At 40.4% G+C, this 26,996-nt stretch carries 18 protein-coding genes and 4 pseudogenes; 13 read left to right on the forward strand and 9 right to left on the reverse strand.

The genetic code is table 11. The features are described 5' to 3' along the window. Positions 1 to 143: 143 nt before the first annotated feature. From rph to C7B70_RS01560, 3 genes are all read left to right on the forward strand, one after another. Positions 144 to 863, forward strand: coding sequence for a ribonuclease PH (rph, locus tag C7B70_RS01550; protein WP_106367318.1), 720 nt, complete (start codon positions 144 to 146; stop codon positions 861 to 863). An 86-nt stretch (positions 864 to 949) separates the two neighbouring features. Further along, positions 950 to 1,210, forward strand: a complete 261-nt coding sequence (locus tag C7B70_RS01555) for a helix-turn-helix domain-containing protein (protein ID WP_233220784.1) — start codon at positions 950 to 952, stop codon at positions 1,208 to 1,210. Between the two features lie 146 nt (positions 1,211 to 1,356). Then, on the forward strand, positions 1,357 to 2,130 hold the full coding sequence (locus C7B70_RS01560) for an XRE family transcriptional regulator (protein WP_106367319.1): 774 nt from the start codon (positions 1,357 to 1,359) through the stop codon (positions 2,128 to 2,130). Here the strand turns inward: C7B70_RS01560 and C7B70_RS01565 are convergent. After that, positions 2,127 to 3,073: pseudogene (locus C7B70_RS01565) on the reverse strand (DNA adenine methylase). The gene C7B70_RS01560 and the pseudogene C7B70_RS01565 overlap by 4 nt on opposite strands. A gap of 302 nt (positions 3,074 to 3,375) precedes the next feature. On the opposite strand from C7B70_RS01565, the gene bchB reads away from it, so the two are divergent. The 5 genes from bchB to C7B70_RS01590 all read left to right on the forward strand — a co-directional run bounded on the left by bchB (position 3,376) and on the right by C7B70_RS01590 (position 7,526). Continuing rightward, a complete protein-coding gene (bchB, locus tag C7B70_RS01570) occupies positions 3,376 to 4,902 on the forward strand; it encodes a ferredoxin:protochlorophyllide reductase (ATP-dependent) subunit B (protein WP_106367320.1) in 1,527 nt (508 codons plus the stop codon). Positions 4,903 to 5,058: 156 nt separating this feature from the next. Next, positions 5,059 to 5,850, forward strand: a complete 792-nt coding sequence (locus tag C7B70_RS01575; RefSeq protein ID WP_106367321.1) for a TIGR04255 family protein — start codon at positions 5,059 to 5,061, stop codon at positions 5,848 to 5,850. Further along, complete coding sequence (locus tag C7B70_RS01580) at positions 5,837 to 6,211, forward strand: hypothetical protein (RefSeq protein ID WP_233220787.1); 375 nt, start codon at positions 5,837 to 5,839, stop codon at positions 6,209 to 6,211. Before C7B70_RS01575 ends, C7B70_RS01580 begins: the two co-directional genes overlap by 14 nt. Positions 6,212 to 6,216: 5 nt before the next feature. Next, positions 6,217 to 6,831 (forward strand): hypothetical protein, encoded by a 615-nt coding sequence (locus tag C7B70_RS01585; RefSeq protein WP_233220788.1) that lies wholly within the window; start codon positions 6,217 to 6,219, stop codon positions 6,829 to 6,831. Positions 6,832 to 7,031: 200 nt separating this feature from the next. Continuing rightward, a complete protein-coding gene (locus C7B70_RS01590) occupies positions 7,032 to 7,526 on the forward strand; it encodes a CHAT domain-containing protein (RefSeq protein WP_369831799.1) in 495 nt (164 codons plus the stop codon). Between the two features lie 17 nt (positions 7,527 to 7,543). On the opposite strand, the gene C7B70_RS01595 is transcribed toward C7B70_RS01590, so the two are convergent. Both C7B70_RS01595 and C7B70_RS01600 read right to left on the reverse strand, forming a co-directional pair. Continuing rightward, the gene (locus C7B70_RS01595) at positions 7,544 to 8,179 is read right to left on the reverse strand and encodes a cytochrome b N-terminal domain-containing protein (RefSeq protein WP_106367325.1); all 636 of its coding nucleotides are present in this window, start codon (positions 8,177 to 8,179) and stop codon (positions 7,544 to 7,546) included. Positions 8,180 to 8,254: 75 nt separating this feature from the next. Then, positions 8,255 to 8,950: a lipase gene (locus tag C7B70_RS01600; RefSeq protein WP_106367326.1), complete on the reverse strand. Its 696-nt coding sequence runs from the start codon at positions 8,948 to 8,950 to the stop codon at positions 8,255 to 8,257. A gap of 26 nt (positions 8,951 to 8,976) precedes the next feature. Here C7B70_RS01600 and C7B70_RS01605 point away from each other — a divergent pair, with 26 nt between their 5' ends. The 3 genes and pseudogenes from C7B70_RS01605 (at position 8,977) to rfbB (ending at position 12,369) form a co-directional block, all read left to right on the forward strand. Then, positions 8,977 to 9,696, forward strand: coding sequence for a precorrin-2 C(20)-methyltransferase (locus tag C7B70_RS01605; protein ID WP_106367327.1), 720 nt, complete (start codon positions 8,977 to 8,979; stop codon positions 9,694 to 9,696). Between the two features lie 119 nt (positions 9,697 to 9,815). Continuing rightward, positions 9,816 to 11,327, forward strand: coding sequence for a hypothetical protein (locus C7B70_RS01610; RefSeq protein ID WP_106367328.1), 1,512 nt, complete (start codon positions 9,816 to 9,818; stop codon positions 11,325 to 11,327). 35 nt (positions 11,328 to 11,362) lie between these two features. Next, a pseudogene (gene rfbB / locus C7B70_RS01615) lies at positions 11,363 to 12,369 on the forward strand (dTDP-glucose 4,6-dehydratase). 68 nt (positions 12,370 to 12,437) lie between these two features. On the opposite strand, the gene C7B70_RS01620 reads toward rfbB, so the two are convergent. Further along, positions 12,438 to 12,638: a hypothetical protein gene (locus tag C7B70_RS01620; RefSeq protein WP_106367329.1), complete on the reverse strand. Its 201-nt coding sequence runs from the start codon at positions 12,636 to 12,638 to the stop codon at positions 12,438 to 12,440. A gap of 176 nt (positions 12,639 to 12,814) precedes the next feature. On the opposite strand from C7B70_RS01620, the pseudogene C7B70_RS01625 reads away from it, so the two are divergent. Continuing rightward, positions 12,815 to 13,093 (forward strand): annotated as a pseudogene (locus C7B70_RS01625) (glucosidase); the annotation flags it as partial. Positions 13,094 to 13,392: 299 nt separating this feature from the next. Here C7B70_RS01625 and C7B70_RS01630 read toward each other — a convergent pair. Next, on the reverse strand, positions 13,393 to 14,205 hold the full coding sequence (locus C7B70_RS01630) for an SDR family oxidoreductase (protein ID WP_106367330.1): 813 nt from the start codon (positions 14,203 to 14,205) through the stop codon (positions 13,393 to 13,395). Between the two features lie 419 nt (positions 14,206 to 14,624). On the opposite strand from C7B70_RS01630, the gene crtW reads away from it, so the two are divergent. Then, positions 14,625 to 15,347 (forward strand): beta-carotene ketolase CrtW, encoded by a 723-nt coding sequence (gene crtW / locus C7B70_RS01635; RefSeq protein ID WP_106367331.1) that lies wholly within the window; start codon positions 14,625 to 14,627, stop codon positions 15,345 to 15,347. Between the two features lie 479 nt (positions 15,348 to 15,826). On the opposite strand, the pseudogene C7B70_RS25840 reads toward crtW, so the two are convergent. The 4 genes and pseudogenes from C7B70_RS25840 to C7B70_RS01650 all read right to left on the reverse strand — a co-directional run. After that, positions 15,827 to 16,030: pseudogene (locus C7B70_RS25840) on the reverse strand (protein adenylyltransferase SelO family protein); the annotation flags it as partial. Positions 16,031 to 16,069: 39 nt separating this feature from the next. After that, positions 16,070 to 16,747: an HAD family hydrolase gene (locus tag C7B70_RS01640; protein ID WP_106367332.1), complete on the reverse strand. Its 678-nt coding sequence runs from the start codon at positions 16,745 to 16,747 to the stop codon at positions 16,070 to 16,072. 181 nt (positions 16,748 to 16,928) lie between these two features. Then, positions 16,929 to 18,332, reverse strand: coding sequence for a YdiU family protein (locus tag C7B70_RS01645; protein ID WP_106367333.1), 1,404 nt, complete (start codon positions 18,330 to 18,332; stop codon positions 16,929 to 16,931). Positions 18,333 to 18,338: 6 nt separating this feature from the next. After that, positions 18,339 to 26,996, reverse strand: a complete 8,658-nt coding sequence (locus C7B70_RS01650; protein WP_106367334.1) for a type I polyketide synthase — start codon at positions 26,994 to 26,996, stop codon at positions 18,339 to 18,341.

The following is a 26,996-nucleotide window of genomic DNA, read 5'->3' on the forward strand; positions in this document are numbered from 1 at the left end:
GCTAAGTTCTTTGATTTAACACTAGATATGAGTGAAGGTCAACCGCTCGAAGATAGTTACTTTGACAAAAAACTAGCAGTAGAGAAGAATCCGCAAAATGTCCTAAACTTGGCTCTATTCCCCCAACTAAACGAGTAATAGTCATGTGGCAACGTCCCGATGGTAGACAAAGCGAACAGTTGCGTCCGATTAGCTTTGAACTTGGGTTTACGCGCTTTGCGGCTAGTTCGGTTTTAACGAGATGCGGCGATACGCAAGTGCTTTGTACGGTAACGATTAGCGATGGAGTACCTAAGTTTTTGTTAGGTTCAGGAAAAGGCTGGCTAACGGCGGAATATCGAATGTTACCCGGAGCAACCCCTCAGCGTCAACAAAGAGAATTGTTAAAACTATCGGGACGTACTCAAGAAATTCAACGCTTAATTGGGCGCAGTTTACGCGCAGCCATTGATTTAGAGGCACTAGGAGAACGAACAATTACTATTGATGCTGACGTACTCCAAGCTGATGCTGGAACCCGGACAACCTCTATTACGGGGGGCTTTGTGGCGCTATCAGATGCGATCGCCTCCCTGATAAAAAAAGGGACTTTAGAACATTCTCCGATTCGTCACCAAGTAGCGGCGGTTTCTGTAGGGATACTCCAAGGCAAACCCTATTTAGATTTAAACTACCCCGAAGATGTAGCCGCCGAAGTAGATTTAAACGTAGTCATGGACAGCAACTTAGGGATTATAGAAATCCAAGGAACCGCCGAAGAAGGCAGCTTTAGCCGAGTTCAAACTAACCAAATGCTCGATATTGCCGAAAAAGGAATTAAGGAACTGTTTATCGCGCAGCAGCAAGCGTTGCGGACTGAATAAAAAGATTGACAGAAAAATTGATACTCACTGAGTGATAGACAGCTAATGATAACTATAGTATGTAGAATTTTAGTATGCAGCCGTTTATGACTGTTTTAGTCCTGGATGAGAAAAGTTGTATGGGGGCGGAAATACTCAAAAGATTTGGTCAAAGAGTAAGAAATGAAAGATTAAAGCGGAGTTTTTCTCAGGAAAAATTAGCCGAAAAAGCAAGTTTGCACAGAACATATATAGGAATGATTGAAAGAGCCGAGAAAAATATTACTCTTATCAACATTGAAAAAATTGCTAATGCTCTAGAAATAAGTATTGAGGAACTGTTAAAAGAAAGTAGTAAAAATGAATAAGGTTCCAGAAGAACAATGGATTAGTCACTTGCGGGACTATTGCCGATCGTTGAATATTTCAACGGGCGATCTCTACGTAAAGTCTTCCGGGGGAAGCTTCCCCCGGAGAGCTTTACAAAATAGTAACCGATCTCAAAGTCTCGCCAATGATTCGCGGTAAAGCTTTTGAATTTTCTACTTACTCAAGATTAAAACAAATATTACCAGCAGAAGAATGGACGGTTACTAAACCTGTAATGAACGCACAAACAGGGACACATGACATCGATCTGATGGTAAAGCATAATCTAACGGGTAAAGTTATATCTGTTGAATGTAAACTAGCTGGCAAGGGAGGATTTAGAGTAGCAAAGAAAAGCCAAGCTGGAATTGCATCAAAAGACGATTATCTTATCAGCGTTAAGTGTATGCGATCGCGTACAACTAAAACTCCAGCAAAAGTTGCATCAGCCGCAAGAATGCTCTCTGTTAGTCCAGAAGCATTTCTTACTCATAGCGATCAATATCGCGCATCTAATTTTGATGTAGTTGCTACATCAATCGGTAATGCTTTTTATGAAACTTTAGAAGATGAAGATGGCAACTTGATGTATAAGTTTCAGCCAACAGAAGCAGGAAAAAAGTTTATAAAACGGTTAAACCCACCTGTAGATAATGAAATAGCTTTACAAGAATTTGTTTACAACAAGGTTTATTTTGCTAGTTCTCTAGATATTGCTGTGTCAAGCAAAAGTGGTGTTGTTTGTAATAAACGTAGTTGCTTAGATAAGTCAGATTGCGGGTTTATTCCCAATTATCCAGTTATCAACTTTGGAAATATTACAGAGTTATCGCCCGATCTTATTCCTTCTCCTAAAAATCATTGGATAGAAATAGAGAGAGTCGAACAGCTTTTTAAAGAGGTATTGGATAGAATTTAGACAAATAAGGCTAATTGCTCTGAATCTTTATCTTTAACAGCTATTGAATTATAGTTCAATATAAATATTTCCTTGCCTTTATAACGTTCTCCTTTCTTGGAAACTTCGGGAGAGGCGGTTGTTTCTCCCGAAGTTTCTACTTTATTTCTTTGATCGTCTGTCCTATTGATAGTATAGTTCCACTCTTTATCGTGTATTTGCGTTGCCCAATCATACATCTCTCTAACTTCTACGCTGTTGTCATAAGTCAAAAGAAATTTAGTCCTATCTTTATGCTCTCTAAGTAATTTAACTAGCCGATAATGGTCGTTTTTTGAAAAAGAGTGTGTGTAAAAATTTTCTTGATCTGCATTAAAATAAGGAGGATCGATAAACAAAAAAGCTCCATCAGGCACAGATTTTATAACCTGCTCAAAGTCAAAGCAAGTAATTTCAATATCCTGAAGTTTAACTGAGGTTCTTAAGATATTTCTACCCCAGTTTTCTGGACGCATACTATACTTTTCTCCGTAGCCCCAATAACAGTTTTGTAGTTTCATTATGCCTGAGTAAGATGTTCGATTTAGATAGAACCACCTTGCGGCTGCTTCCAAATTATTTTGGGGGACAAATTCTTTTTTATAGTATGTATGCCGTTCTTTAGTAGCCTGCTCCCCAGCCAAAAAATTAATTAATTCTTCTGGTCGATCTCGAATTATTAAATAAGTATTTATCAACGTTGCATCTATATCGTTTAGCCAATTTTCTTTACCTTTGATTTTGCAAAAAATATAGACGCGCCTCCAGCAAACGGCTCAATATAGTCTGAGTGAGGAGGAATGTGTTCGAGAATCAGGTTACGAGCATAAAACTTACCGCCAGCGTAGCGAAACGGTGAGTTGATAGCGGAAACTTTAGAGGCGTGGTTTCCCGTCCCAAAGGTTTTCAAGAGAGAACCATTCATAATGATTTCATCTTAAACATTAACGAGGGAGAATGCTAACTATAGTATTCAAAAACTGTAATTGTCAATAGCAGACAAAGGTATCGTAAATTTAAGCAAAAGCTTAGAAGCCATTTTAAAGACAGGACAAGCATTAGCTTAACTAAACTTGATTGAGGCTTGGGAAAGCGATCGCAATTTATCGTTTTGTTGCAAAAATTGTCAGTAACCGCACTAGCACCCGATATCTCTGGGACAATCAGAAAATACAGGACTAATAATAACTATCCCCATCTATATAAATTAAGGAGCATTGCAAAGATATGAAATTGGCTTATTGGATGTATGCAGGGCCAGCCCACATTGGGACTTTGCGAGTTTCTAGCTCTTTTAAAAACGTCCATGCCATCATGCACGCACCGATTGGCGACGATTACTTTAATGTTATGCGTTCGATGTTAGAACGCGATCGCAATTTTACTCCAGTTACCATTAGTTCAGTAGACCGCAACGTATTAGCGCGGGGTTCTCAAGAAAAGGTAGTTGACAACATCACTCGCAAGGACACCGAAGAACATCCTGATTTAATAGTTCTTACGCCTACTTGTACCTCTAGCATTTTGCAGGAAGACTTAGAAAACTTTGTCGAACGCGCTTCTATTGATACAAAGTGCGATGTAATGCTTGCAGATGTCAACCATTACCGCGTTAACGAATTGCAAGCGGCGGATATTACGTTGCGGCAAATTGTCCAGCTATATACCGAAAAGGCACGGAAAAAGGGCGAATTACCTACAGGTAAAACTGAAAAGCCTTCAGTCAATATCTTTGGTATTTCTAGTCTCGGCTTCCACAATCACCACGATTGCACTGAATTAAAGCGATTGATGACTGATTTGGGAATCGAAATTAACGAGGTAATTCCTGAAGCAGCTTCCGTTCTCAACCTCAAAAGACTTTCTCAAGCTTGGTTTAACCTAGTACCTTATCGGGAACTAGGGGTAATGTCGGCGAAGTATCTAGAACAAGAATTTGGGATGCCTTATGTAGATATTACGCCGATGGGTGTAGTAGAAACGGCGCGTTGCATTCGCAAAATTCAGCAGATTCTTAACGATCAAGGTGCAGATGTAAATTACGAAGACTTTATCAACGAGCAAACTTTGTATGTTTCGCAAGCAGCTTGGTTTTCGCGCTCGATTGACTGTCAGAATTTAACCGGGAAAAAAGCTGTAGTTTTTGGCGACAGTACCCACGCCGCCGCGATGACAAAGATATTAGCGCGAGAAATGGGCATTCATGTAGTTTGGGCGGGTACTTACTGCAAGTACGACGCTGAGTGGTTTAAGGAGCAAGTCGGCGAATACTGCGATGAAGTAATCATAACGGAAGATCACGGACTAATTGGCGATGCGATCGCCCGCGTTGAACCATCAGCTATCTTTGGTACGCAAATGGAGCGGCACGTAGGCAAGCGTCTAAACATCCCTTGTGGTGTAATTGCTGCACCAGTACATATTCAGAACTTCCCCATCGGCTACAAGCCATTTTGTGGCTATGAAGGTACAAACCAGATCGCCGATTTGGTCTACAATTCCTTTACTTTGGGCATGGAAGATCACTTACTCGAAATTTTCGGCGGACACGATACCAAGGAAGTAATTACTAAAGGCATTTCCGCAGGTTCCGATTTAGGTTGGAATAAAGAAGCTCAGGCAGAATTAAATAAAGTGCCGGGGTTTGTACGCGGTAAAGTTAAGCGCAATACCGAAAAGTTTGCGCGCGATCGCGGTTTTAGTGTAATTAGTCTTGAAGTCATGTACGCCGCCAAAGAATCTGTAGGCGCGTAATTTCATTAATTGTCTAGTATTTGGGCGTTCTCAGTTGAGAATGCCTTTATTAATTGTTTCTCAGATTTTGAAAAATTGTTGAACCTATTGGTAGAAATGTAGCGCTGTAATTTAAGCTATACGTATAGTGGTAGTCTTAAGTAAAAGTAAAGTTTGATGAAATTGCCTGAGTTTGAGCGTGTAGTCTATAAGCATAACCCTCTGGTAGAGGTTGTTTGCCAATTGCGCTTTCCGCCCATACTCAAGATTTCTCACCAAGAGCCAGTAGAGTTCCAAGATGAGATTAGGTCTCAGTACCCACTTTTTGAGACAACCCAAGCGCGAGTTTCGCCAGAAATATTAAAGATTGTGCAACAACTCGGTGTACCTCTACAAAGCGATATTGCTTATAGCTTTAAGTCAGAAGATCAAAGATGGAATTTGTCTATTACTAAAGATTTTATTGCTCTAACTACTTCTGTCTATGAGCGTTACGAGCAATTGAAGCAACGTTTTGAAGAAGCTTTAGAGGTTTTTGAACGTATATATAAACCATCTTTTTATACAAGGGTCGGTCTCCGGTATCAAGACTTAATTATTCGTTCAAAACTTGGAATTGAGCATAAGAATTGGTCAGAATTGATTGCCAAGCATATTGCTTCAGAGTTGCACGACCCACAACTTTCTTCTTCAATTGAGACATTATTAAAAAATCTAACTCTGAAAACAGAAAATGGTCAAATCCATTTGAATCATGGGCTGGTTATTGTAAAAAATCCACAAGACAATAGTGATGAGATTGCTTACTTATTTGATGCTGATTTTTACATAGAAAAGAAGATAGAGGGAAATGGAGATGTCTGGAACGTACTCAATCAATTCAATCAATCTGCCGGAAGGCTCTTTAGGTGGAGCATCACAGATACCCTCCATAACGCCATGCAACCCCAATCAGTTGACTCAGCATAAGCATAGTCAAACCTCATCAGGTATTGCCCTCAATAATGTGGTTTTTGATAGAGAAAGTGGCAAACCTATCATAATTCAGCATCCTTCTTTTGATTTGATGATGTCTAGTTCGTACTTATCCTTCAGAACCGATTCTCAACGTTTGTCGCCAGACAAGTTGATCCTGTTAATAAAATGCTTGCTTATTATTCAAACCCTCCCAGAAGCTGCTTTAGAGGAAGCTGCTGAGGAATTAGAGGGGATTTCTCGCTTTTATGCTAATCGTCTGCCTCAAGTCAACTTACCTTTGATTCCTGCCAGTAGCATCAAAGGTAAGTTGAAAGCTACACAAGTTAGACCACCTATTGTCTTGGAACCTTAAATTGTTTGGTAATTTACTACATGGAAGAACGGGCTATTTACCAAACATCAGACAAAGATTCCTCGCTGAGACAAGGGGAAATTTTGACAGGTGTGGTTCAGTTTAATCCTATTGTTGAAGAGCTATCACAAAAGTGGCAAGAACTAAAGGATATACCTTTTACGCCTGTTCTTCATCCATATGCAATTGTTGTTACACAAGACTGTGACCTTGATTGGGATTATAAAGTTAGAGGAACTAGCAACAGTAATCCAGCTAAACTCCTAAATTCGATTGTTCTATGTGAAATTGGCACAGCAGAGTCAATTAGAGGTACAGATGGAATGAATCGCAAGGAATGGGAATTAGTTGTTTCTCATCGTCATGAAAGGTTTTACTTCTTCGAGAAGATTCCTTTTGAATATGAGGTAGAGCAAGAAGGTTTACCTGAACTTACTGCTGACTTTAAGAAAGTTTTTGGTATTGATGCGGCAACTTTATATCGTCAAATCGAACTTGGTATAGTTAAACGGCGAACAATTCTAGCTAGTCCTTACTTGGAGCATTTTTCCCGACGATATCATAGCTTTCACGGTAGAGTTGCGCTTCCTTCTCAGTATGAAAGTGAACGTGAAGGGTAAGTATGTTTAGTCAGCGCACTACAACGAATCATTGAAGCCGAGTGCTGAGAGTTTGCCTATTGTAATGCCTAAAGTTTATCTGTGGTAGATCAAATTAGTCATTAACTAAGCTTCATTTGGTTCTAATAACTCAGGCGTGGAGGTGATCGTAGCCTTTAAGGAGCGGAAGATGAAATCAAAAGAAAAGTATCACTCCACTGCTGCCAGGAAGTGAGGCTCATTTAGGTGCTGATGCTAAACTCAATATTTTTCCTACTCTTGCTCCTCGGTTTTCCATTTTGCACCTTGCGACTCATGGTTGTTTCCGTCCCGAAGGGTGTCCTGACTTGAAGCTAGAGGCGAATACTATCTTGTTTAGTGATCGCAATCTCAATATCGCCGATGCTGCGTTACTGGGACTGAAAAACACCGATTTAGTTGTCTTAAGTGCTTGTCAAACCGCAGTTAGCGCCAATTCTAACGGTGAAGAATTTGCCGGGATTGCCTACCTATTTGAACGTGCAGGGGCGCGGTCTATAATTGCCAGTCTTTGGTTAGCTAAAGATGAGGAAACTAAGCAATTGATGGTTGCCTTTTACCAAAATCTCAACAAGGGAATGACTAAAGGAGAAGCCCTGCGTCAAGCAAAGTTAAGCCTAATTGACAAGCATCCTTTGTACTGGTCGCCATTTATTTTAATTGGGGATGCGCGGTAGGTATAATGCCTACTAATTTAAGTTAATTCAACTTCTTTTTGGGCTGGCAATTCAGGCGCAACAAGTTCGCCTTTCATTTCTTTTTCCTGCTTCAATATGCTCCACAAATGCACTACTGCAAGTAATATTGCTCCAGCCGATAGCAAGTAACTATGAATAGTATAAAGATGCTCTACAGTAGTTGTATTTAACGCCCCACCACCAACTAATACATCTCTCAACGTCGAACCAATTAGCGGAATTGCCTCAATGGTGCTTAATTCAATCCGAAAGCGCCAGTAACCTTCTTGACTCCAATCTAAAATAATTGCCGTCCAAGCAAGACCAATCGATGTCAATGTCAATAAAATACCGCTTACCCAAGCTGTCAACCAGCTAGAACGAAATTGTCTGCCTAAAAACATGACTACCATTTGAATTAAGCTTACGCCGATCAGCAATGTTCCCGCGCGATCGTGAATTGTGTGAATCAATAAACCATTCGTAATTTCTGTATTTATCCACTTTAGCGACTGATAAGCACCGCCTGCGGCTGGTTCGTAGTAAAAAGATATCAAGACACCTGTAATTGCCGCGATCGCACTTAAAGTTACAATCGCCACCGATAATATTGTCGCCGTCCGCCGCAATCTAAAATCGTAAGTAGAAATCATAGCTGCTCAATGTATAGTTTTGTTTACAATCCTAACGCGATCGCCAATTTGTGCAGGTCATCCTAAAGTAGATAGTTAGCTCAGATAAGACACCCAAGAAGGTAAAATTGTAGGGGAGCCATACCAAAGTCCCGGCGATCGCGGAGAATGAAAAACGTTCTCTATAACTAGATTTTCAGCCCCTTCTAAGTGCGCCGCTACAATTGGTGTAATCCCATCTCCCCAAGTATTTCCTACCCCGCAAGTTTGCTGATAGCTGCTGTAAGCCAGCCATTTAGTAGAAATGCGACTTCCAAAAACTGTTTTTCCCGCAACGCAAATGTAGCGAACGCTAGGATAAAAAGCGCCGGGATAGTTATTATTTACAAAATCTAAATTCCACCGCGTCCACCGCTCTTGACTGATGTGCGGCGTACCAAGGGTAATTAAGTTAGCAATATTAGGGTAAGCATGACAAAAAGCTTGAGATTCTAACTCTTTTCGCCCCAAATAAGGCTTTTCTCCTAGATAAATTCGGGAAATCCAACCCCCCGCCGAATGACCAATTAAATTAATTTGCCCAGTATCAGATTGTTCTAAAGCTTGCTTTACTGTGCGATCAAGTTGCTGCAAAATTGGTGTAATCGGTCGTCCGCCCAAAGTAGATAACCAATCGCGGCGACGTAATGGTACGGTGGATGTGGGAAAACCCAATTGTTGTAAAGCTTGTTGCAAAGGCAAATAGGCGATCGCACTTTCCAAGTATCCAGGCAAAATAACTGTAGGCAACATTAGGTTTAATTCAGACTACTAAACTTGTGAAAATTGGCACTTTATACGGAATTAGCGTCGGTACGGGCGATCCAGAATTAATTACAGTTAAGGGGCTAAAAATCCTCCAAGCATCTAAAGTAGTTGCTTTTCCGGCGGGAATAAAAGGCAAACTTGGCATCGCTCAACAAATTGTAGCGCCTTGGATGAGCCAACTTCAGCGACAACTAGCCTTAACTTTTCCCTACGTGCAAGAGCAAGAAATCTTAGAAGCTGCTTGGAAAAACGCCGCCGTCCAAGTCTGGCAATATTTGCAACAAGGGGAAGATGTTGCTTTTGTCTGTGAAGGGGATGTTAGTTTTTATAGTACTTTTAGTTACTTAGCACAAACTTTACAGAAAATCCATCCTGAAGTATTAGTCCAATCAATTCCCGGAGTTTGTTCGCCAATGGCTGCTTCTTCAATGCTTGGATTACCCTTAACTGTTGGCGCAGAAAAATTAGTGGTTTTGCCAGCCATCTATCAGCTAAAAGAGCTAGAGGCTGTATTAGACTGGGCTGATGTAGTAGTTTTAATGAAAGTTGCTTCGGTATACGAACAAGTATGGCAAATCTTGAACCAGCGTAATTTACTAGAACGCAGCCGAGTTGTAGAAAGAGCTACTTTGCCAGAGATGGTAATTTATAATGGATTACGCGATCGCCCTTCTTTACAATTACCCTATTTTTCGATTTTAATTGTGCAAGTAACACGCAGTAATTACTAAATTTTCATTAAATCGACGAAAATATATTATTGCTGATTAAAATAGTATAGTTTTGCTCTCAAATTATCGATTTTTTCCACCCAAAAATTAAGTTAAAATTTCATAACTAAAAACTTTTTATGTTTAACGTTGCCAATAAAAATGTCTTATCAAGCACTGGGATCGCTATACTAGCCTCCCTAGGCATTCACGGATTACTTTGGGCTGTTTTGCCAGGTTTAACGGTATCCCAAGCCGATAAATCGCCATCGGAGAGGACTATAAACCTTATAGAATTATCCCCCCAAGAGCAAAGCCGTCTCCCCCAAGTTTCTAACCCCGCAGACAATACCCTACCAGCCTTTGCTTCTCAATTAACTGCGTTGCCACCTTTGCCCCCCGCACCACCTTATCAAACAAGCGTAATACCTCCGGTGCAACTGTCGCCCGGTAGCGCCCTCATTAATAATGCCTCTCCTAATCAAAATTCCGCTCCTCCCCTGCAAACTTTTCAAGTACCCTTACCACCACCGCCACAAACTTCTTTTCCTGCCATTCCTTACGAAAATATCCCAAATTCTAATCCGTTACCGCCTATTCCTCAAGCCCCGCCTTTTGTTTTGCCCCCAAATAACGGATTGCCTGACGCGCCTTTGACTCCTGATCGCACTTTACCTGCTGACGAGGAGATCGCAAGGGCTACACCTTCCCCAGAGCCAACACAACCAAGCCAAGCTAATCTAATTGCCCCCGCAGCTAAACCCCCTGAAGCAGCGAAACTACCAGAAAGAGGCAAAAAAGAGCTATTAGCGATGCGCGATAGCATGAGAAATAATTTTCCCCAGCAGGTTGTTACACCAGCATCAATAAATACTCGCGCTCTGAGTCGCCCTGAAATAGCCGCCGCTCTAAGGGGTCAGCAAAGTCGTAACCAACCAGCATCACCAAATACTCGCGCTCTGAGCCGCTCTGAAATAGCCGCCGCTCTAAGAGGACAAAACCGTAATTTATCAAACGAGCGATCGCAAGAGCTTTCAATCGAACAAGACAATTTAGATAAATACACAGTTGCTCGCGCAGAAGTCCAAAAGAAATACCCTGGTGTAGGTACAAAACAAATTAGGCGCAAACTGATAAGTTGCGATCGCGCTTTGGATGATTTAGCCGTCGTGTCTGTAGTCGTCAATCCCCAAGGAAAAAGATTATCTGAACCTGTTTTAATTACTCAGCCAAGAAGGGAAAATCTTACTCTCGCTCAAAATGATGTCAGAAATTATGGGTTTACTAAAACTGGTAAAACTACTAATTACATTTTTCGGCTTGAGTTTGACTACATTGCTAGTAAATGCGCCCAAGCAAAGCCAACACCAACTCCTACTCCAGATAGTAAGCCAGCGCCGAACCTTTCACCAGCCTTAAGTAGTCCTAAGCCTACACCTATTCCAGATAGTAAGCCAGCGCCGAACCTTTCACCAGCCTTAAGTAGTCCTAAGCCTACACCTATTCCAGATAGTAAGCCAGCGCCGAACCTTTCACCAGCTTTAAGTAGTCCTAAGCCTACACCTAGTCCAGATAGTACGCCAGCGCCGAACCTTTCACCAGAACCCACAAGTACACCTTTACCTCTCAATCCTAATAAGCCTAGCTTTTAGAAATGACTAAAAAACCACAGAGGGGATAAAAATAAATGCGTCGGTTATTAGTAACTGGCGGAGCGGGATTTATTGGCGCGAATTTTGTCCGCTATTGGTGCAAAACTTACCCAGACGATCGCCTTGTTGTCTTAGACGCGCTTACTTATGCTGGAAACAAGCAAAATTTGCACAGGTTAGAGAAAAATCCTAATTTTTCTTTTGTTCTGGGAAATATAGGCGATCGCGCTCTTGTAGATAAACTACTAATATCAGAAAATATCGATACAATCATTCACTTGGCGGCAGAGTCTCACGTTGATCGCTCTATCCTTAAACCTGCAACTTTTTTTCAAATAAACTTAGTAGGAACTTTTACCTTATTAGAGGCTTTTCGTCAATACTTAGAAACGGCAAAAGTTGTAAATAAACCTCTATTTCTGCACGTTTAGTTTATGGTAGTTTGAGCCTTACCGAACCTGCTTTTACCGAGACTACGCCTTATGCTCCAAATAGTCCTTATTCTGCTTCTAAAGCTGGTAGCGACCACTTAGTAAGAGCCTATTTTCATACCTATGGATTGCCAACAATTGTTACTAATTGCTCTAATAATTACGGTGCGTTTCAATATCCCGAAAAGTTAATTCCTTTAATTTGTATCAATATTTTGCAAGGTAAAAGCTTGCCTATTTATGGAGATGGGCAAAATGTCCGCGATTGGCTTTATGTCGGCGATAATTGTACAGCAATAGAAGCGGTAATTAATCGCGGTAAACCTGGCGAAACTTATAATATTGGCGGCAATAATGAAATTAAAAATATCGATTTAGTGAATAAAATATGTACATTAATGGATAAATTGGCGGCGCTACCGATAAATCCGAGCAATCAATTAATTACCTACGTTAAAGATCGACCGGGACACGATTTTAGGTATGCAATTAATGCAAGTAAAATTAAACTTCAGCTAGGTTGGACACCAACAACAAGCATAGAAGACGGTTTGCGTCATACTGTGCAATGGTATCTCAATCATCGTCAATGGTGGGAATTACTGCTGTAAACATGGAATTGACAGGTTAAGTTTACCTAGCAATTCCGTAAGAACCTTCAGTTATAAATTCAAAGTAATTAACTTACTTCTGGCTTTTCAAATCTGCCGTGTATTAGTTCTAAATCCTGTTCTATTTCCTCAATAGTTTCGGGAGAACGCAGACAGAGCATTAAGAACCATCCACCACCGACTACAAGGTACAACAAAAACAGATAAGGAAATACGGTGTAAGGGAAAGCTGGAACAGGGTATATGCTACCGATAACTGGAACCAGCATAAACAATATTGCTAGAAGTGCGATCGCCAATAATCACATATTAAGAAAAAATTTACATTGTAATATAGCAAAAGCGTTAGTAAGCCATAAACCATAACGAGAGAAGAAGTAAGATTACAAACTGATCGCATGGGCTACTGAAAACGTTGGCGATTGGCTGGTATGATCGCCAGTGAGGTACGGTGAGAGAAGATTACAGCCCTGATGATGCGGCTTGGGATTACTTTCCTCACGATAGCGCCAGATCTCGCGCCTACCGTTGGGGAGAAGATGAGATTGCGGGTATTTCTGACAATCATCAAAGGCTGTGTTTAGCGATTTCTTTATGGAAGGGCGCAGATCCGATTATTAAAGAAAGACTTTTTGGTTTATCAGGTAATGAAAGCAATCATGGCGAAGATGTCAAGGAATATTATTTTTATTTAGACAATACTCCGACTCATTATTACTTACGTAATAACTTTTTAGTAACGTGTCCCATAGGTTCGAGACAAATGATGAATCTTGAACAAGTTGCCACAGACTTATTGCCAAGACTGGTACAACTTTTTCTCCAAAATGATGCTAGTCAGCGTCCTTTCAATGGTGGAGTAGCGAAGTTTCAAACCGATCCTCATTGGCGCGACTTAATGTTTCATGAGTATTTTCATAGCGATAATGGTGCAGGACTAGGCGCAAGTCATCAAACGGGGTGGACGAGCTTAATCGCTACCTAATCGAGCAAAGCAAAGAATTGATTAATTGAATGGGTGTACTACGTTTTCTGTTTAAAACCTTGTCTAAATACCCACTGCATCAAACCAGGAAACAAGCTGTAAGCGGCGGTTGACAACTTAGCCGAGCCTACCAAAACTTCAGCACGCTGATTTTTAACTCCGTCCCAAATTGCTTTGGCTACATCCTCTGGTTTCTCTACTACCGGAGTGCTTAACACTTGGTTGAGTTGATTTCGCCGCGCTGCAATATCTTGTTCGTCTTTTCCGCGAAAAATTGCCCGTTCCATTAAGCTACTTTTAATTACACTGGGATAAACACCGCAGACATGAATACCTTTAGGTTTTAATTCTGAGTGCATCGCCTCTGTTAAACCCGTAAGCGCGAATTTGCTAGTAGAGTAAGGAACTAGATAAGGAATAGGCACTTTACCGCCAATCGAAATTACATTTACTATTGTGCCGCTACCTTTGGCAATCATTGCAGGCAATAAAGCATGAATTGTATGAATATATCCCCACAAATTTGTATCTATAGTTTGATGCCAATCTTCCAAAGAGAAATCTTCCACAGTTCCCGAACTATAAATACCTGCATTATTAATTAGCACATCAATACTGCCATATTCTGCCAAGGCTTTATTGACTAAATTAGCTACTTGCTGAGGATCTTTGACATCACAGTGAATACTTAAAACTTTCTTCCCTAAAGCTTGTAATTCTTGCGCTGTAACAGTTAAAGGCTCTACTCGGCGGGATGCTAGTACCAGATTGTAACCGTTTTGAGCAAATAAAAGTGCGGTTGCTTTGCCTATGCCTTGGGAAGCACCAGTAATTAAAACTGTAGGAACCATAGTTATAAAATATTTGTTTTGTTTATATCTATATAAGGATTTTTAACTTTTTTTCAACCTCTCTCCCTTGGTAGAAATTTTTGCGCCGTAGATTGATTAATTAGGTAAGCTGATATCTAATTGAGATTTTATTAATTGTGAGTTCAATTTTTAGGCGATTTATTGCAAATTGTATACTTTCGTTATATACTAACAGCGCTTAGGCAAAGAAAATAACTTCAAAAGCTGATTGCTGAATTTTAGAATATTATACTCAGCAGATATTAAATAAGTTTTACATATTCAACTATTTAGTAGCTTGGTATAGTTAGTTTGTAGAAATAGAGCGCGATTGTACCCCAAGGCAGACAATTAGATACGGCTGTCAAGATAAGATAATAAAGTGATAAAATTTATCTGGCAATTAAGAAAATACGTGAATGGTAAGTAGTAAAAATTTGTATGGTGGGCTTATCGTAGCTTTTGCCATTATTGGGATATGGGCATCAAGCTGGTGTTTATTAATGTCTGTTGATGTATCGGAAGTTAATAATTTATTGCTTTCACCACTAATAGTTTTACAAACGTTCCTTTATACAGGCTTATTTATTACTGCTCATGATGCCATGCACGGAGCCGTATTTCCGAGTAATCTCAAAATAAATAACTTTATTGGTGCTTTAGCAGTGGGTTTGTATGCGCTTTTTTCCTATGAAAAGTTGCAGAAAAAACATTGGCTTCATCATCACAATCCAGCCAGCGAATTAGATCCAGATTTTCACAATAGCAAGCATAAAAACTTTTTTGCTTGGTACTTTAATTTTATGCTGCGTTATTGGAGTTGGACGCGGTTATTATCATTAATGGCTTTATATAATGTCATTCTTTTTACTTTCCATATTCCTGAAAAAAACTTAACTTTGTTTTGGGTAATTCCTTCAATTTTAAGCTCAGTGCAACTATTTTATTTTGGTACATTCACACCCCATAAAGAGCCAAGTGGAGGGTATAAAAATATTCATTGCGCTCAAACAAATCCTCTCCCAACTTGGTTATCGTTTATTACTTGCTATCACTTTGGTTATCATTACGAACACCACGAACATCCTGATGTTCCTTGGTGGGGATTGCCTAAAGTTTTTCAAATGCAACGCGAAATTTAGAGGTATTTGAGATCCCCCCAACCCACGTCAACAAAGCGGGAAGTAGAACTACACCACTTTTTGACTCCCCTTGAAAAAGGGGGAGAATATTTAATATTAGTTAGTAAAAGAAACTAGGGAAATAGCAGTTATTAACTACTAATCGTTGCTGTTGTTAGTAAAGTAAGATCCCTCCAACCCCCCTTAAAAACGGGGGAGAATAAAAAGGACTAGGGAAATAGCAATTATTAACTAATAATCGTCGCAAGATATTATTTTGATTCTCTAAAAAAATGTTTTAAAAGTTTTTTGAGTCGTATCTAATAATCCCACCCTTTTTAATCAAGAGTGGCTACGATATATTTTCCCCCCTTTTTCAAGGGGGCGTTAGGGGGGATTTATAAGTATTACAAGTTACCAACTATACTTTTACAACCTTCTCTAAGTTATAAATAGAAAAAAGCAGAGAATAACTTATAAAAATCCTGGTTTGTAGTTGTTTACTTTCCTGCTTGCAATCGCATGACTAATTCATTAAAAGGCTGCCAATTGTCTTCGGTAGTTATAGATTCCCCTATTGCTTCTGTAACCAGTATTAGCAGTGCTACTTTAAGATTACTTTTTTGCATTTGTTGGAATACTTTTTCAGTATTGCTAATAGGTAAATTTACTAAAATTTCTCGATATGATTTTTGCCACTTTTCTAAAAGCTCTGCTGGAAATTTCTCAGTGCATTGAGGTTGTTAGCTGACTACTGTGATCAATTCATCAAGATTCTTAATTACTGGTATTGCCACCTGATGGTAAGGTGAATCTTCTCGATTCAGCCAAATACCTTTCATCCCCACGGCTTCAGCCGCTAAAGCATCATTTTGTAAGCTATCACCAACATAACTACATTGTTGCACCTTGACTCTGGCTCGACGACACGCACTTAGAAAAATGTCTGGTTTTGGTTTAGACACCCCAACATCTTCAGACACCACAACGATATCAAATCGCGTTGCAATCTCTGTTTGGCATAACTTTTTCGTTTGCTGCTCTGTGTTGCCATTGGAGATGATGCCAAGCCTACGATTTGATAAGGCATTTAAGCAAGACAAAACATCATCAAATAATATCCAATTGTCTTCATAATGCTGTAGATAAATAGCAAACCGCGCATCTGCTTCATCATCGGCAAGATATGATTCAGCCTCTTGAAATAGCTCTCTCATACGTCTTCGACGATGTTCAACAAAGGTAGTTTCTCCTCGCATGAAAGTAGCAAAGTGTTTCTCCATGACAGTTTGCCAACACAGGCAAAATTCCTCTGAGGCATAGGGTAATAAAGACGAAAATCGCTGCAAAAATAATAAGGCTGCGGTGTCTTGAGCCTGTTGGTGATTAATTAGCGTTTGATCGATATCGAAAAATATCATTGTTGCTGCACGTTACGATTCAACATCAATTATTCTAAATCTGCATTTCACAAGCTTTTAGCTGATTAGATGCTATTAACAGATAACATTTAACTGGTCATCTGAACGATTGATACAAAGCTAGTTAACTATTGCTTTTGAACCTTATCAGGAACAAAAACGAATTTTTGCTCCTATATATCTACTCTCCTGCTTGCAATCGCTTGACTAATTCATTAAAAGGTTGCCAATTGTCTTCGTTAGCTATAGATTCCCATACTGATTCTATAACAGGTCGAAGTAACGCTGTTTTAGGATTACTTTGCTGTAATTGTTGAGATACTTTTTCTATATCACCAATAGGTAAATTTGACAAGCTTTGTTGATACAAGCTTTGCCATTTTGATAAAAGTTCTGCTGGAAGTTCCCCAAAGTTAAATATTAATGCTTGCTCTCTCCAGCTAGGGGTAAACCTTTCTCGCAACTGAGTAAAAAAGTCATGATAACCAATCTGAGTATCTTTTAGCAGTTGAATTGTTACTTCTAGTAGCTCATCGGATTGGGGAAAGTTTGGACTTGTAAACCCTAACTTTTTCAGCATCAAATGTTTGTATTCCAACTTATAATATTCGTAAAATTTTGCTAATCCTTCCGCCATAGCATCAATGTCAATAACGGCGGCTAAAGGCTGCTGTAACGCTTCTAGATTTGTGCAACAAACGTCTGGTTGATTGCCGTAACTATAGCGCCTGTAATGGTCAAAATAAGCGGCTGTAAATTCCAAATCGTAGCTAGGAATAAAAGCATAGGGGCCATAATCAAAACTTTCGCCCGTAATTGACATATTATCGGTATTTAGTACGCCATGACAAAAGCCTGCTGCCATCCATTGCGCGGCTAATTTGGCAACTCTGGCGACTAATTGGGCGTAAAAAAGTACGTATTGGTCGGGTTTATTGTGAATATCTGGATAATAATATTCAATTACATGGTCTAATAGCTTTTGAGTTAGGTCGGGACGATTGAGATTATGAAGTCGCTCGAATGTACCAAAACGGATATGAGAATTGCTAAATCGTACCATTACTGACGATCGCGTTGGTGACGGCTCATCTCCCCGCCAGAGTTGTTCGCCCGTTTCTACTAAACTAAAGGTGCGAGAAGTCCGTACCCCCGTTTGATGCAGTAATTCTGTAGCTAATACTTCCCGTACACCGCCTTTGAGCGTAAGTCTACCATCACCGCCGCGAGAATAAGGTGTTTTACCCGATCCTTTAGTACCAAAGTCGTACAATTCCCCATCTGTACCCCGTACTTGTCCAAAAAGGAAACCTCTCCCATCGCCCAAATCGGGGTTGTAGTAACCAAATTGATAGCCGTGATAACGTAATGCTAGTAAAGGCTGACGTTGAAACTTGCCAAAAGCTTCAATAAAATCATTATTTGTGACATTTTGCGGCTCTAATCCTAAAAGCGGTAATACCGAATCGTTGCGAAAACGTAAGATTTGTTCGGGAAATTGCGCCGCTTGAACTATATCGTAGTATTCATCGCCCAAGGATGCTATCGCGGATTCGTAATTGAGACTGAGTAAGGGATTGGTCATGGTAGTTTATTTGAGCAAGTTTTCTAATTCGTCTAAAAGCAAAGCTTCGGCTTCGGCTTCTGTAAGCTGCTGCATTTGGGCTACAGTAGAATCGATGTCTGCATTACTCTCTTTTAGATCAAAACTAGAGTTTTGGAGTAATTTTTCAGTTAAATAATCGGTAAGTTTGGCGACGGTGGGATAATCAAAAGCTAAGGTAGAGGGTAAAGTACAGCCTAAACTACTTTGCAATTGGTTTCGTAGCTCTACAGAAGTCAGGGAATCTATACCCAAATCGGCAAATCCTTGATGTGCGTCTAGAGAATGAGGGGAATTTAATCCTAAAATTTTAGCAACAAGCGATCGCACATATTCAATTATTAGCTCGTGACGTGTAGTTTTATTTGCATTCTCTAATTGTCTTAAAAAACTCTGTGGAGGGACATCCTCACATTTTTGCTGCATCAATGGTGTTGTGGGTGGAAGGGCTAATTGGCTATAAAACGGATTTTTTTGCCACCACTGCGCCCAATCTATAGGTACTACCCCGACTTGACTAAACTCTGAAGAAAATAGCAATTGCTCTAAAGCTTCTAGTCCTTGCTGGGGGTTAATTGTTCCCATTCCTTTGCTTTGCAACTGCTGCTCCAATTCGGGCTTGGCAGCTAGTCCTAATCCGCTCCAAGCCCCCCAATTAATGCTTAAGGTTGGGCTTCCTGCTTGATTGCGAGTATGCGCTAAGGCATCTAAAAAGCTATTGGCGGCGGCATAATTTGCTTGTCCCGCCGAGCCGAGGAGAGACGCTACTGAAGAAAACATGATAAAAAAGTCTAGGGGACAATTGCGAGTTAAACTGTGTAAATTCCAAGCGCCTTGGACTTTGGGCGCAAGCACTTTCTCGAACCTTTCCCAGGTTTGCTGTTGTAAAATACCATCATCTAATATTCCCGCCGCGTGGATAATGCCACGTAAGGGCGGTAAAGATTCTATATCTGTCAGCACTTGAGCAAGTTGGGATGTCTTCGCAACATCGGCTTGGGCAAAAACTAGGTTAATATCGGCAAATTGGGCTTTTAACTGCTCTATTACTTCGGTTGTTGGCTGGTTGCGCCCCACTAATACTAAATGCTTTGCGCCTTTGTTTGCTAACAACTTGGCGACAAGCAAACCCAAATCACCTAATCCACCAGTAATTAAATAGGTTGCATCGCTACGGATAGAGGGAGTAGGAGTATTTTTGTGATGATGTGCGATCGCAATTTTACCAATATGTTTGGCTTGCTGCATATAACGAAAAGCATCAATCACTTGCTCTACGGGAAATATTTTACAAGGGAGAGGTTTAAGCTTACCTGCTGTAAACTGCATCGTTATTTGGCGCAGCATGGCGGCGATTAAATCGGGCTGTTGTTGGGTTACTTGCAATAAATCAAAGATAAAATAAGCAGCATTCGGCTTTATTCGCTCTACTTGGGTTGCTTCCCAAATTCCCAATTTCCCAATCTCTACAAACCGCCCGTTATCTGCCAAAACTGAGAGACTTTTGGGGATAAATTCACCTGTAAGGCAATTAAGGACAATATCTACACCTAACCCATGAGTAATTTCTGTAATTTCATCAGCGAAATCTAGCGTCCGGGAGTTCATAATATGTTTTACTCCTATAGAGCGCAAAAAGTAACCTTTGCTAGGAGATGCGGTAGCAAAAATTTCTGCTCCCATTGCTTGGGCTAAATGCACCGCCGCCAGCCCCACACCGCCTGTTGCTGCGTGAATTAAGACTTTTTCTCCGGGCTGAATTTTGGCTAAATGATGCAAGCCATAATACGCGGTTAAAAATGCTCCAGGGATAGTTGCAGCTTCGGCAAAACTTAGCGATGCGGGGATAGATACAACTAAATGTGCGTCAACGGTAACATATTGACTAAAACTACCAGACATCATTGCTAAAATGCGATCGCCTATTTGAAAATTATCTACACCTTCTCCAATTGCAACTATATTTCCCGCACACTCTAACCCCAAAGCCCCCGCTTCCGGATACAAACCTAAAGCGTTTAACACATCTCGAAAATTTAGCCCCGTAGCTTGCACTTGAATTTCTACTTGACCAAAGCTAGGCACAGAGCGAGTTACACTCTGCCATTGCAAATTATCCAAGCTTCCCCGGTGGGTAATAACCAGTTGATTGGAAGTAAGAGAAACTTCTTTTAATTGGGGGCTAAAACTGCTCCTAACTAACCTTGCAACAGTCCGATTACCAGCTTTAAAAGCAATTTGAGCTTCATTTTGAGGATGCCAAATTTCTGCAAATAACTCGCTTACTTCATTTTGCGGCGCAGTTTCATCTAAATCTATGTGGGTACAATTTAACTCTGGATGCTCTAAAGTAATTACTTTACTCATTCCCCCTAAGCAAGAATTGGCAATTCCCGATGCTGAATTTGCGCCTCTAGTTACTAATATTAAACGCAGAGATTGAGAGCATTTAGCGGTTAATGCTTGGACTAAATGCAATGTACTACTACATCCCAGGTTTGTCGCTGCTTCTAAGTCAGCAATTGTTAGCTCATTATAGATACTATCTAAACTCCATAAATGAATTACATTGCTTAATTTATGCTTCTTTTCGCCTAAATCTTCTAGTAACTGCTGAGAATGATTTGAATTAGTGGGGTTTATTTGAAAATGCTGGGAATTACGCTTGTATTCTTTACCAGGGAATACTAAAATATATTCTTGGTTTTGTGCTGTTAATAGTGTCGCCAACTCTTGCCCTAAGCCGCTATTATCTGCAAAAATTAGCCAGGTGCGATCGCATTTTTCACAAGTATCTATTTTTTGACGCTCTTGAATTTGCCATTCCACTGTATATAACCAATCTTGCCACGATTCAGTTTTCTTAAGTAGCGCTTTACGGCTGGCTTGTTTGGAAACTAAACCATTGATTTCAACTACCAAGTTGCCAACTTCATCGTATAAGTAGACATCGGCGATAATTTCTTGTAAGTCATGATTGGGGCGGAGTTTGACATAACTCCATACATTTTTACCTGGATGACTATAAACGCGCAGACTTGCAAAACCTCCAGGTAAATAAGTCTTTCCTTCTGGAAGTGTGGCAAATATTACCTGAAAACAAGCATCTAGCAAAACTGGGTGAATTTGATAAGTTGCTAATTCTTCTTCTAGACAAATCAAACCTAAAGCGGCTTCGGCTTTTTTCCATAGCTGTTTAATTGCTCTAAAGGTTAACCCGTAAGCAATCCCGCGCTCTTGACATTGCAAATAGTGAGTTTCTACAGCTATTTCGCTAGTAAATTTACTCCGTAACTCGGCGATATTTACCTGTTTGGGTATATCTTGAGTAACTACAATTTTTCCTGAAGTGTGCAGCGTCCAATTTTCGGTATCGGTTTTATCGAGACTGTAGATTGCAAAGGAGTAATCCGCCGCTTCTTTGCTGAGGATTAATTGTACGAGTTGGGGTTTAGCGGCTAGAATTAACGCGCGTTGGATGTCTACTTTTTCTAATCTAACTTGATTTTTCAATACCTGTGAAGCTGCGGCTAAAGCCATTTCTATATAAGCCGCGCCAGGTAAAACAACTTGCTCGTATACGCAATGATCTTTTAAAAATGCAGGTGTATCTAGAGTTAGTACCGATTGAAAGACAATATCTTTAAGCGCCGATGGTAGTTTTTGCCCTAGTAAAGGATGGGTAAATGTAGAGACGTTAATGGTAGATGTAAATACGTTGTTTGTAGATGTAGAGACGTTGCACCGCAACGTCTCTACGGTATTTTGGTTTTTTAAAGGTGATTCAATCCAATGGCGTTGTTTTTGAAAAGGATAAGTAGGTAATCCAACTTTACAACGGGGGTAATCGCTGTCAAAACTAACCCAGTCAACCGTTACACCTTGCTCGTACAATAAAGCCAAACTAGACAGAATTTGTCGCCAATTGGCGGAGGGGCGCAAACTAGGAAGCCAAACCCCTTCATCTACAAGCAGTCGCCCCATACCTAGTAATATTGGTTTAGCTCCGCACTCTACAAATACATTAAAACCCGCCTGTTGTAACGTTTTCATTCCGGCGGCAAATTGTACGGGCTTGAGGATGTGGTTGCACCAATATTCAGGAGTTGCGATCGCCTCATTAACGATTTCCCCTGTAATATTAGAAACGATCGCTATACTTGGCAAGTTATAAGTTATTTCTCTAGCAACCTGTTCAAATTCCTCTAATATCGGCTGCATTAGCGGCGAGTGGAAGGGGCGGGAAACATTTAAAAACCTTGTTTCGATTCCCTGAGTTGTAAACCTAGCAACAACGCTTTGTAACGCTTCTGGACTACCAGAGATAACAATATTTTCTATGCCGTTAATGGCTGAAATCGCAATGTCTTCATAATCGGCAATAGCAGCTTGTACTTTTGCTATATCTGCCCTTACTACAACCATTCCCCCCGGTGCTAATGTCTGCATTAGTCTTCCCCGCGCCGCAATTAGCTTTAAACCATCTTCTAGGCTAAATACTCCCGCAATAACGGCAGCGACATACTCCCCTATACTATGGCCCATAACAATCTCTGGATGTACCCCCCAAGATTGCCACAATTTATATAAAGCGTATTCCAACGCAAAGATTGCACTTTGGCTATAGTTGGTTTCGTTAATAGATGTATCTTCAGTTAAAGGATAAAGAATTTCTAGTAAAGGCTTTTCTAAATACAAACGTAAAATGCGATCGCATTCATCTATATTTGCGCGAAAAACTGGTTGATCGTATAACTCCTGACCCATCCCCACATACTGCGATCCTTGCCCAGTAAACAAAAATGCTATGCGTGGCTTACTAATAACCTTTGTTTTGGCGCTGTCGAGTTGCGCTGTTAAATCATTAATAGAATCAGCAACAATAGCGATACGATGTTGAAAATGCGATCGCCCAGTATTAGCTGTAAAACAGATATCTGCTAGATTTTCCTCCAGGTGCGATGTCAAAAACACTTGATAGCGTTTGATTAATGCTTGCAAAGCGCTAGGATTTTTAGCTGAAAGGGTAAGTAAATGTATTGGGCGATCGCTCTTTAAACTATATGTTGTAGTTTGGACGTTTTCTGTCAAAATTACATGGGCATTTGTCCCTCCAACACCCAAAGAATTAACACCCGCAAAACGGGGAGAAGCTTCCCAATCTTGCAGACTGGTATTGACGTAAAAAGGACTATTGGCAAAATCAATTTGCGGTGATGGAGTCTGAAAGTGCAAGCTAGGAGGGATTTTTTGATGATGGAGTGTCAAAACAGTTTTAATAAAACCTGCAACACCTGAAGCTATTTGCAGATGTCCAACATTAGTTTTTACAGATCCAATCGCACAGAAGCCTTTGTTTTGCGTATTTTCCCGAAACGCTTGGGTTAAGCCGCCAACCTCGATCGGATCGCCCAGTACCGTCCCTGTACCGTGCATTTCTACATAGCCGATACTCTGTGCTTTTACTCCCGCTTGCGCCATTGCTTGAGAGGCAACTTTTGCTTGTCCATCGCCATTAGGTGCTAAATAACCAACCTTTGCACTACCATCATTATTAATCGCTGTACCTTTAATTACGGCATAAATTCGGTCGGAATCTGCGATCGCATTCTGCAATTTTTTCAATACAACAATTCCCACCCCATTACCAAAAATCGTACCTTTTGCTTTAGCGTCAAAAGCCCGACAATGCCCGTCAGGAGATACAATTGTCCCTTCTTGATACAAATAACCACTTCTTTGGGGTACAGCTACCGAAACTCCCCCGGCTAAACTCATATCGCACTCGCCATTTAGCAAACTTTGGCAAGCCATGTGTATCGCTACTAAAGAAGTTGAACAAGCCGTTTGGACATTGACGCTGGGTCCAGTAAGATTTAATTTATAAGAAACTCGTGTAGTCAAATAATCTTTATCGTTAGCCACCATCATTTGAAAGCCACCCATAGAATCGAGAGTGACAGCTTGCAAATTGTCTTGAGAATCTAAATTATGGCGAGAGGGATAAACGTTATTTAGCAAGTAAGTATTCATCACCGCACCCGCATAGATGCCAATTGCACCTTTGTAAGTTAAAGGATTGCAACCAGAGTCTTCCAAGCTTTCCCAGGCGCATTCTAGCAAAAGCCGTTGTTGAGGATCGATTAATTGTGCTTCTTTGGGACTATAACCAAAAAACTCAGCATCAAATAATTCAATGTCTGCGATCGCAGGTTTGGCTTTGACGTAGTTAGGATTGTTTAATAGCATCGGATCTACCCCTGAAGCTAAAACTTCCTCATCGCTAAAAAACGAAATTGATTCCACCCCATCACATAAATTTTGCCAAAATTCATCAACGTTATTAGCGCCCGGAAAACGGCAAGCCATACCGATTACAGCAATATCACAGGTGTCTGTCGTAATTCTTTTGGCGATCGCATTTTTTACAGTTTGATTGCTCAAATAACCCGCCATCGCCTTTACAGTGGCATATTTGAACATATCTGCTACAGTTAGTTGCTTGCCAAATTGCGTTTGTAATTTATGCTGAACTTGGAGCAATAGTAAAGAATTTCCCCCTAATTCAAAGAAATTACTCTCACTTCCCACCGTAAAACCCAGCACTTGCTGCCATATTTGGGCAATTTGAGTTTCGTTGTCCGTCATTGAAGTTTTAACTATTTTTCGAGTCAAAAGCTCTAAACGCCCAATAATACTATCAAATTCTCCCAATTCAAAAAGCTTGCTCAATTGTTGGCGTTGAATTTTGCCTATAGCGGTTTTGGGGATAATGTCTTTAGCAACAGGGATTAAATAACTCGGATTTATGCCGATTTGAGTTAAAACTGTTTGGCGAATTAGTCGTAGTAACTCTAGTAATTCCTCACCTTCTAAGCCGCAACTAAAAAATATTGCTAACTTTTCCGTTGTATCAACTTGAACAGCACAGGCGGCGGTATAGGTACTTTCTACCCCGGTAACGGTTTCAACTACTTGCTCGATTTCATGGCTGTAGTAGTTAGCACCATTAATAATAATAGTTTCTTTAATGCGTCCAGCGATCGCCAATCCCCCATTACTAATAAATCCCAAATCCCCCGTATTAAACCACCCATCGCTAAAAGCTTCGACGTTGGCTTGAGGATAGTTGTAATAACCAGGAAAAACAACATCGCCCTTTACTTGCAAGCAACCAATCGCATTTTCTGGCAATACTACCCCTGTACTATCTACAATGCGAATGGCTACCCCAGGAATCGGCGCGCCTAAATCTGCAAAGGTGCGACTTTTTATCTCCTCAAAACTGCTACTATCTAGCTGATGAAAATTTAAAGGTGCTGTCTCTGTAGGTTGATAATAAGTAACACCCGATCCTAATTCTGCCATCCCAAAAGCCGGACGAATAGCAGTTTTTTTCAATCCATATCTAGCCAACTTTTCTAAACAAGCTTGCACAGATTGACTTGAGATTGCTTCCCCGGCGGTTAATAAAAACTTGACGCAAGATAAATCCCAACTTCTGGCTACATCATTTTGCAGCGCATCTTTAACTAAAGTATAAGCAAAACTAGGCGACCAGCTATGAGTAATGCGGTGTTTAGCGATTAAATCCAGCCAATTGAGTACCTGACCCAAAACCTCATCTTTTTGAGCGTAGACGACCTTACAGCCCACTTCCAAACAACGAATGTGCCAGTCTGAAATGCTGCCAATATGGTCAAAGGGCAACCAATTGAGGATTTTATCATCAGACTGATGTTGATTAAAAAGGTTTGTCCCGCGCGCACGAGTAATTAAATTGCGATGGGTCAATTGAATACATTTAGGAATGCCCGTACTGCCAGAAGTTAGACTTATAAAAGCAACATCATCGGGTAAAGCCTTGTAATAGCTAGTATCTGACTCATTATTGCTCAACTCAGACACATCAACGTAACTTTTTTGAAATGATGAGCTTACTAATTTTTCGCTAGTAATAATTAGCGGTTTTGCCAAAAACTCCCAAATATGACGTAGCTTATCTAACGCTGGATGAGCATCGCTATAGGTTGGCGGTACTTCCATAATTACCGGAATAAACCCACCCAACACGCAACCCCAAAAAGCTGGGAGAATGTCGCAATTATTTTTTAAAAGCAATATTACTTTGTCGCCAGCAAGCAGTTTTAGTTGTCTCAAGCCAAACAAACATTTCTCAGCTTGCGTAAGTAATTGGGCGTAAGATTGGCTAATTTCTTGACCATTTTCTAGATAAAGAATCTCTCCGCTAGTTTGGGCGGCTGTTTGCAGTAATTCTATTAAGGTAGTAGGTGTCGCTACAAATGGTAAAGCGCCACCATCGCTAAATGCCAATTTTACCTGGGGATAACTCTTTTGGGGAACACTTTTTAACGCTTTTTCGTCTATTTCCCCGATAGAATTGCGTGGTAGCTCTGACACCAACACATAAGTGGGCAATATTGAATCGGGAATAACGCCTTGCAAGTAAGATTGGAGTTGATTTAATAAGGGAGGTTGGCTAGAAACGACGTAAACGACTAACTCTGCTAAAGAGGAGCTTTTTGTTTTGTTGACAAATACGGCACAGTCATCAATTAAGAGATTTTGTAATAAGATAGATGCTATCTTTCCCTTAATTTGTTGTAAATACTCCCGTCCACTCAT

This window comes from Chlorogloea sp. CCALA 695, assembly GCF_003003885.1.
Classification (GTDB): domain Bacteria; phylum Cyanobacteriota; class Cyanobacteriia; order Cyanobacteriales; family Chroococcidiopsidaceae; genus Aliterella.

Bases quoted from the DNA above. Each gene is read 5' to 3' on its own strand.
- rph (WP_106367318.1), top strand. From the start codon at position 144: ATGTGGCAACGTCCCGATGGTAGACAAAGCGAACAGTTGCGTCCGATT.
- C7B70_RS01555 (WP_233220784.1), top strand. From the start codon at position 950: ATGACTGTTTTAGTCCTGGATGAGAAAAGTTGTATGGGGGCGGAAATA.
- C7B70_RS01560 (WP_106367319.1), top strand. From the start codon at position 1,357: ATGATTCGCGGTAAAGCTTTTGAATTTTCTACTTACTCAAGATTAAAA.
- bchB (WP_106367320.1), top strand. From the start codon at position 3,376: ATGAAATTGGCTTATTGGATGTATGCAGGGCCAGCCCACATTGGGACT.
- C7B70_RS01575 (WP_106367321.1), top strand. From the start codon at position 5,059: ATGAAATTGCCTGAGTTTGAGCGTGTAGTCTATAAGCATAACCCTCTG.
- C7B70_RS01595 (WP_106367325.1), bottom strand. From the start codon at position 8,179: ATGATTTCTACTTACGATTTTAGATTGCGGCGGACGGCGACAATATTA.
- C7B70_RS01600 (WP_106367326.1), bottom strand. From the start codon at position 8,950: ATGTTGCCTACAGTTATTTTGCCTGGATACTTGGAAAGTGCGATCGCC.
- C7B70_RS01610 (WP_106367328.1), top strand. From the start codon at position 9,816: ATGTTTAACGTTGCCAATAAAAATGTCTTATCAAGCACTGGGATCGCT.
- C7B70_RS01620 (WP_106367329.1), bottom strand. From the start codon at position 12,638: ATGCTGGTTCCAGTTATCGGTAGCATATACCCTGTTCCAGCTTTCCCT.
- C7B70_RS01630 (WP_106367330.1), bottom strand. From the start codon at position 14,205: ATGGTTCCTACAGTTTTAATTACTGGTGCTTCCCAAGGCATAGGCAAA.
- crtW (WP_106367331.1), top strand. From the start codon at position 14,625: ATGGTAAGTAGTAAAAATTTGTATGGTGGGCTTATCGTAGCTTTTGCC.
- C7B70_RS01640 (WP_106367332.1), bottom strand. From the start codon at position 16,747: ATGATATTTTTCGATATCGATCAAACGCTAATTAATCACCAACAGGCT.
- C7B70_RS01645 (WP_106367333.1), bottom strand. From the start codon at position 18,332: ATGACCAATCCCTTACTCAGTCTCAATTACGAATCCGCGATAGCATCC.
- C7B70_RS01650 (WP_106367334.1), bottom strand. From the start codon at position 26,996: ATGAGTGGACGGGAGTATTTACAACAAATTAAGGGAAAGATAGCATCT.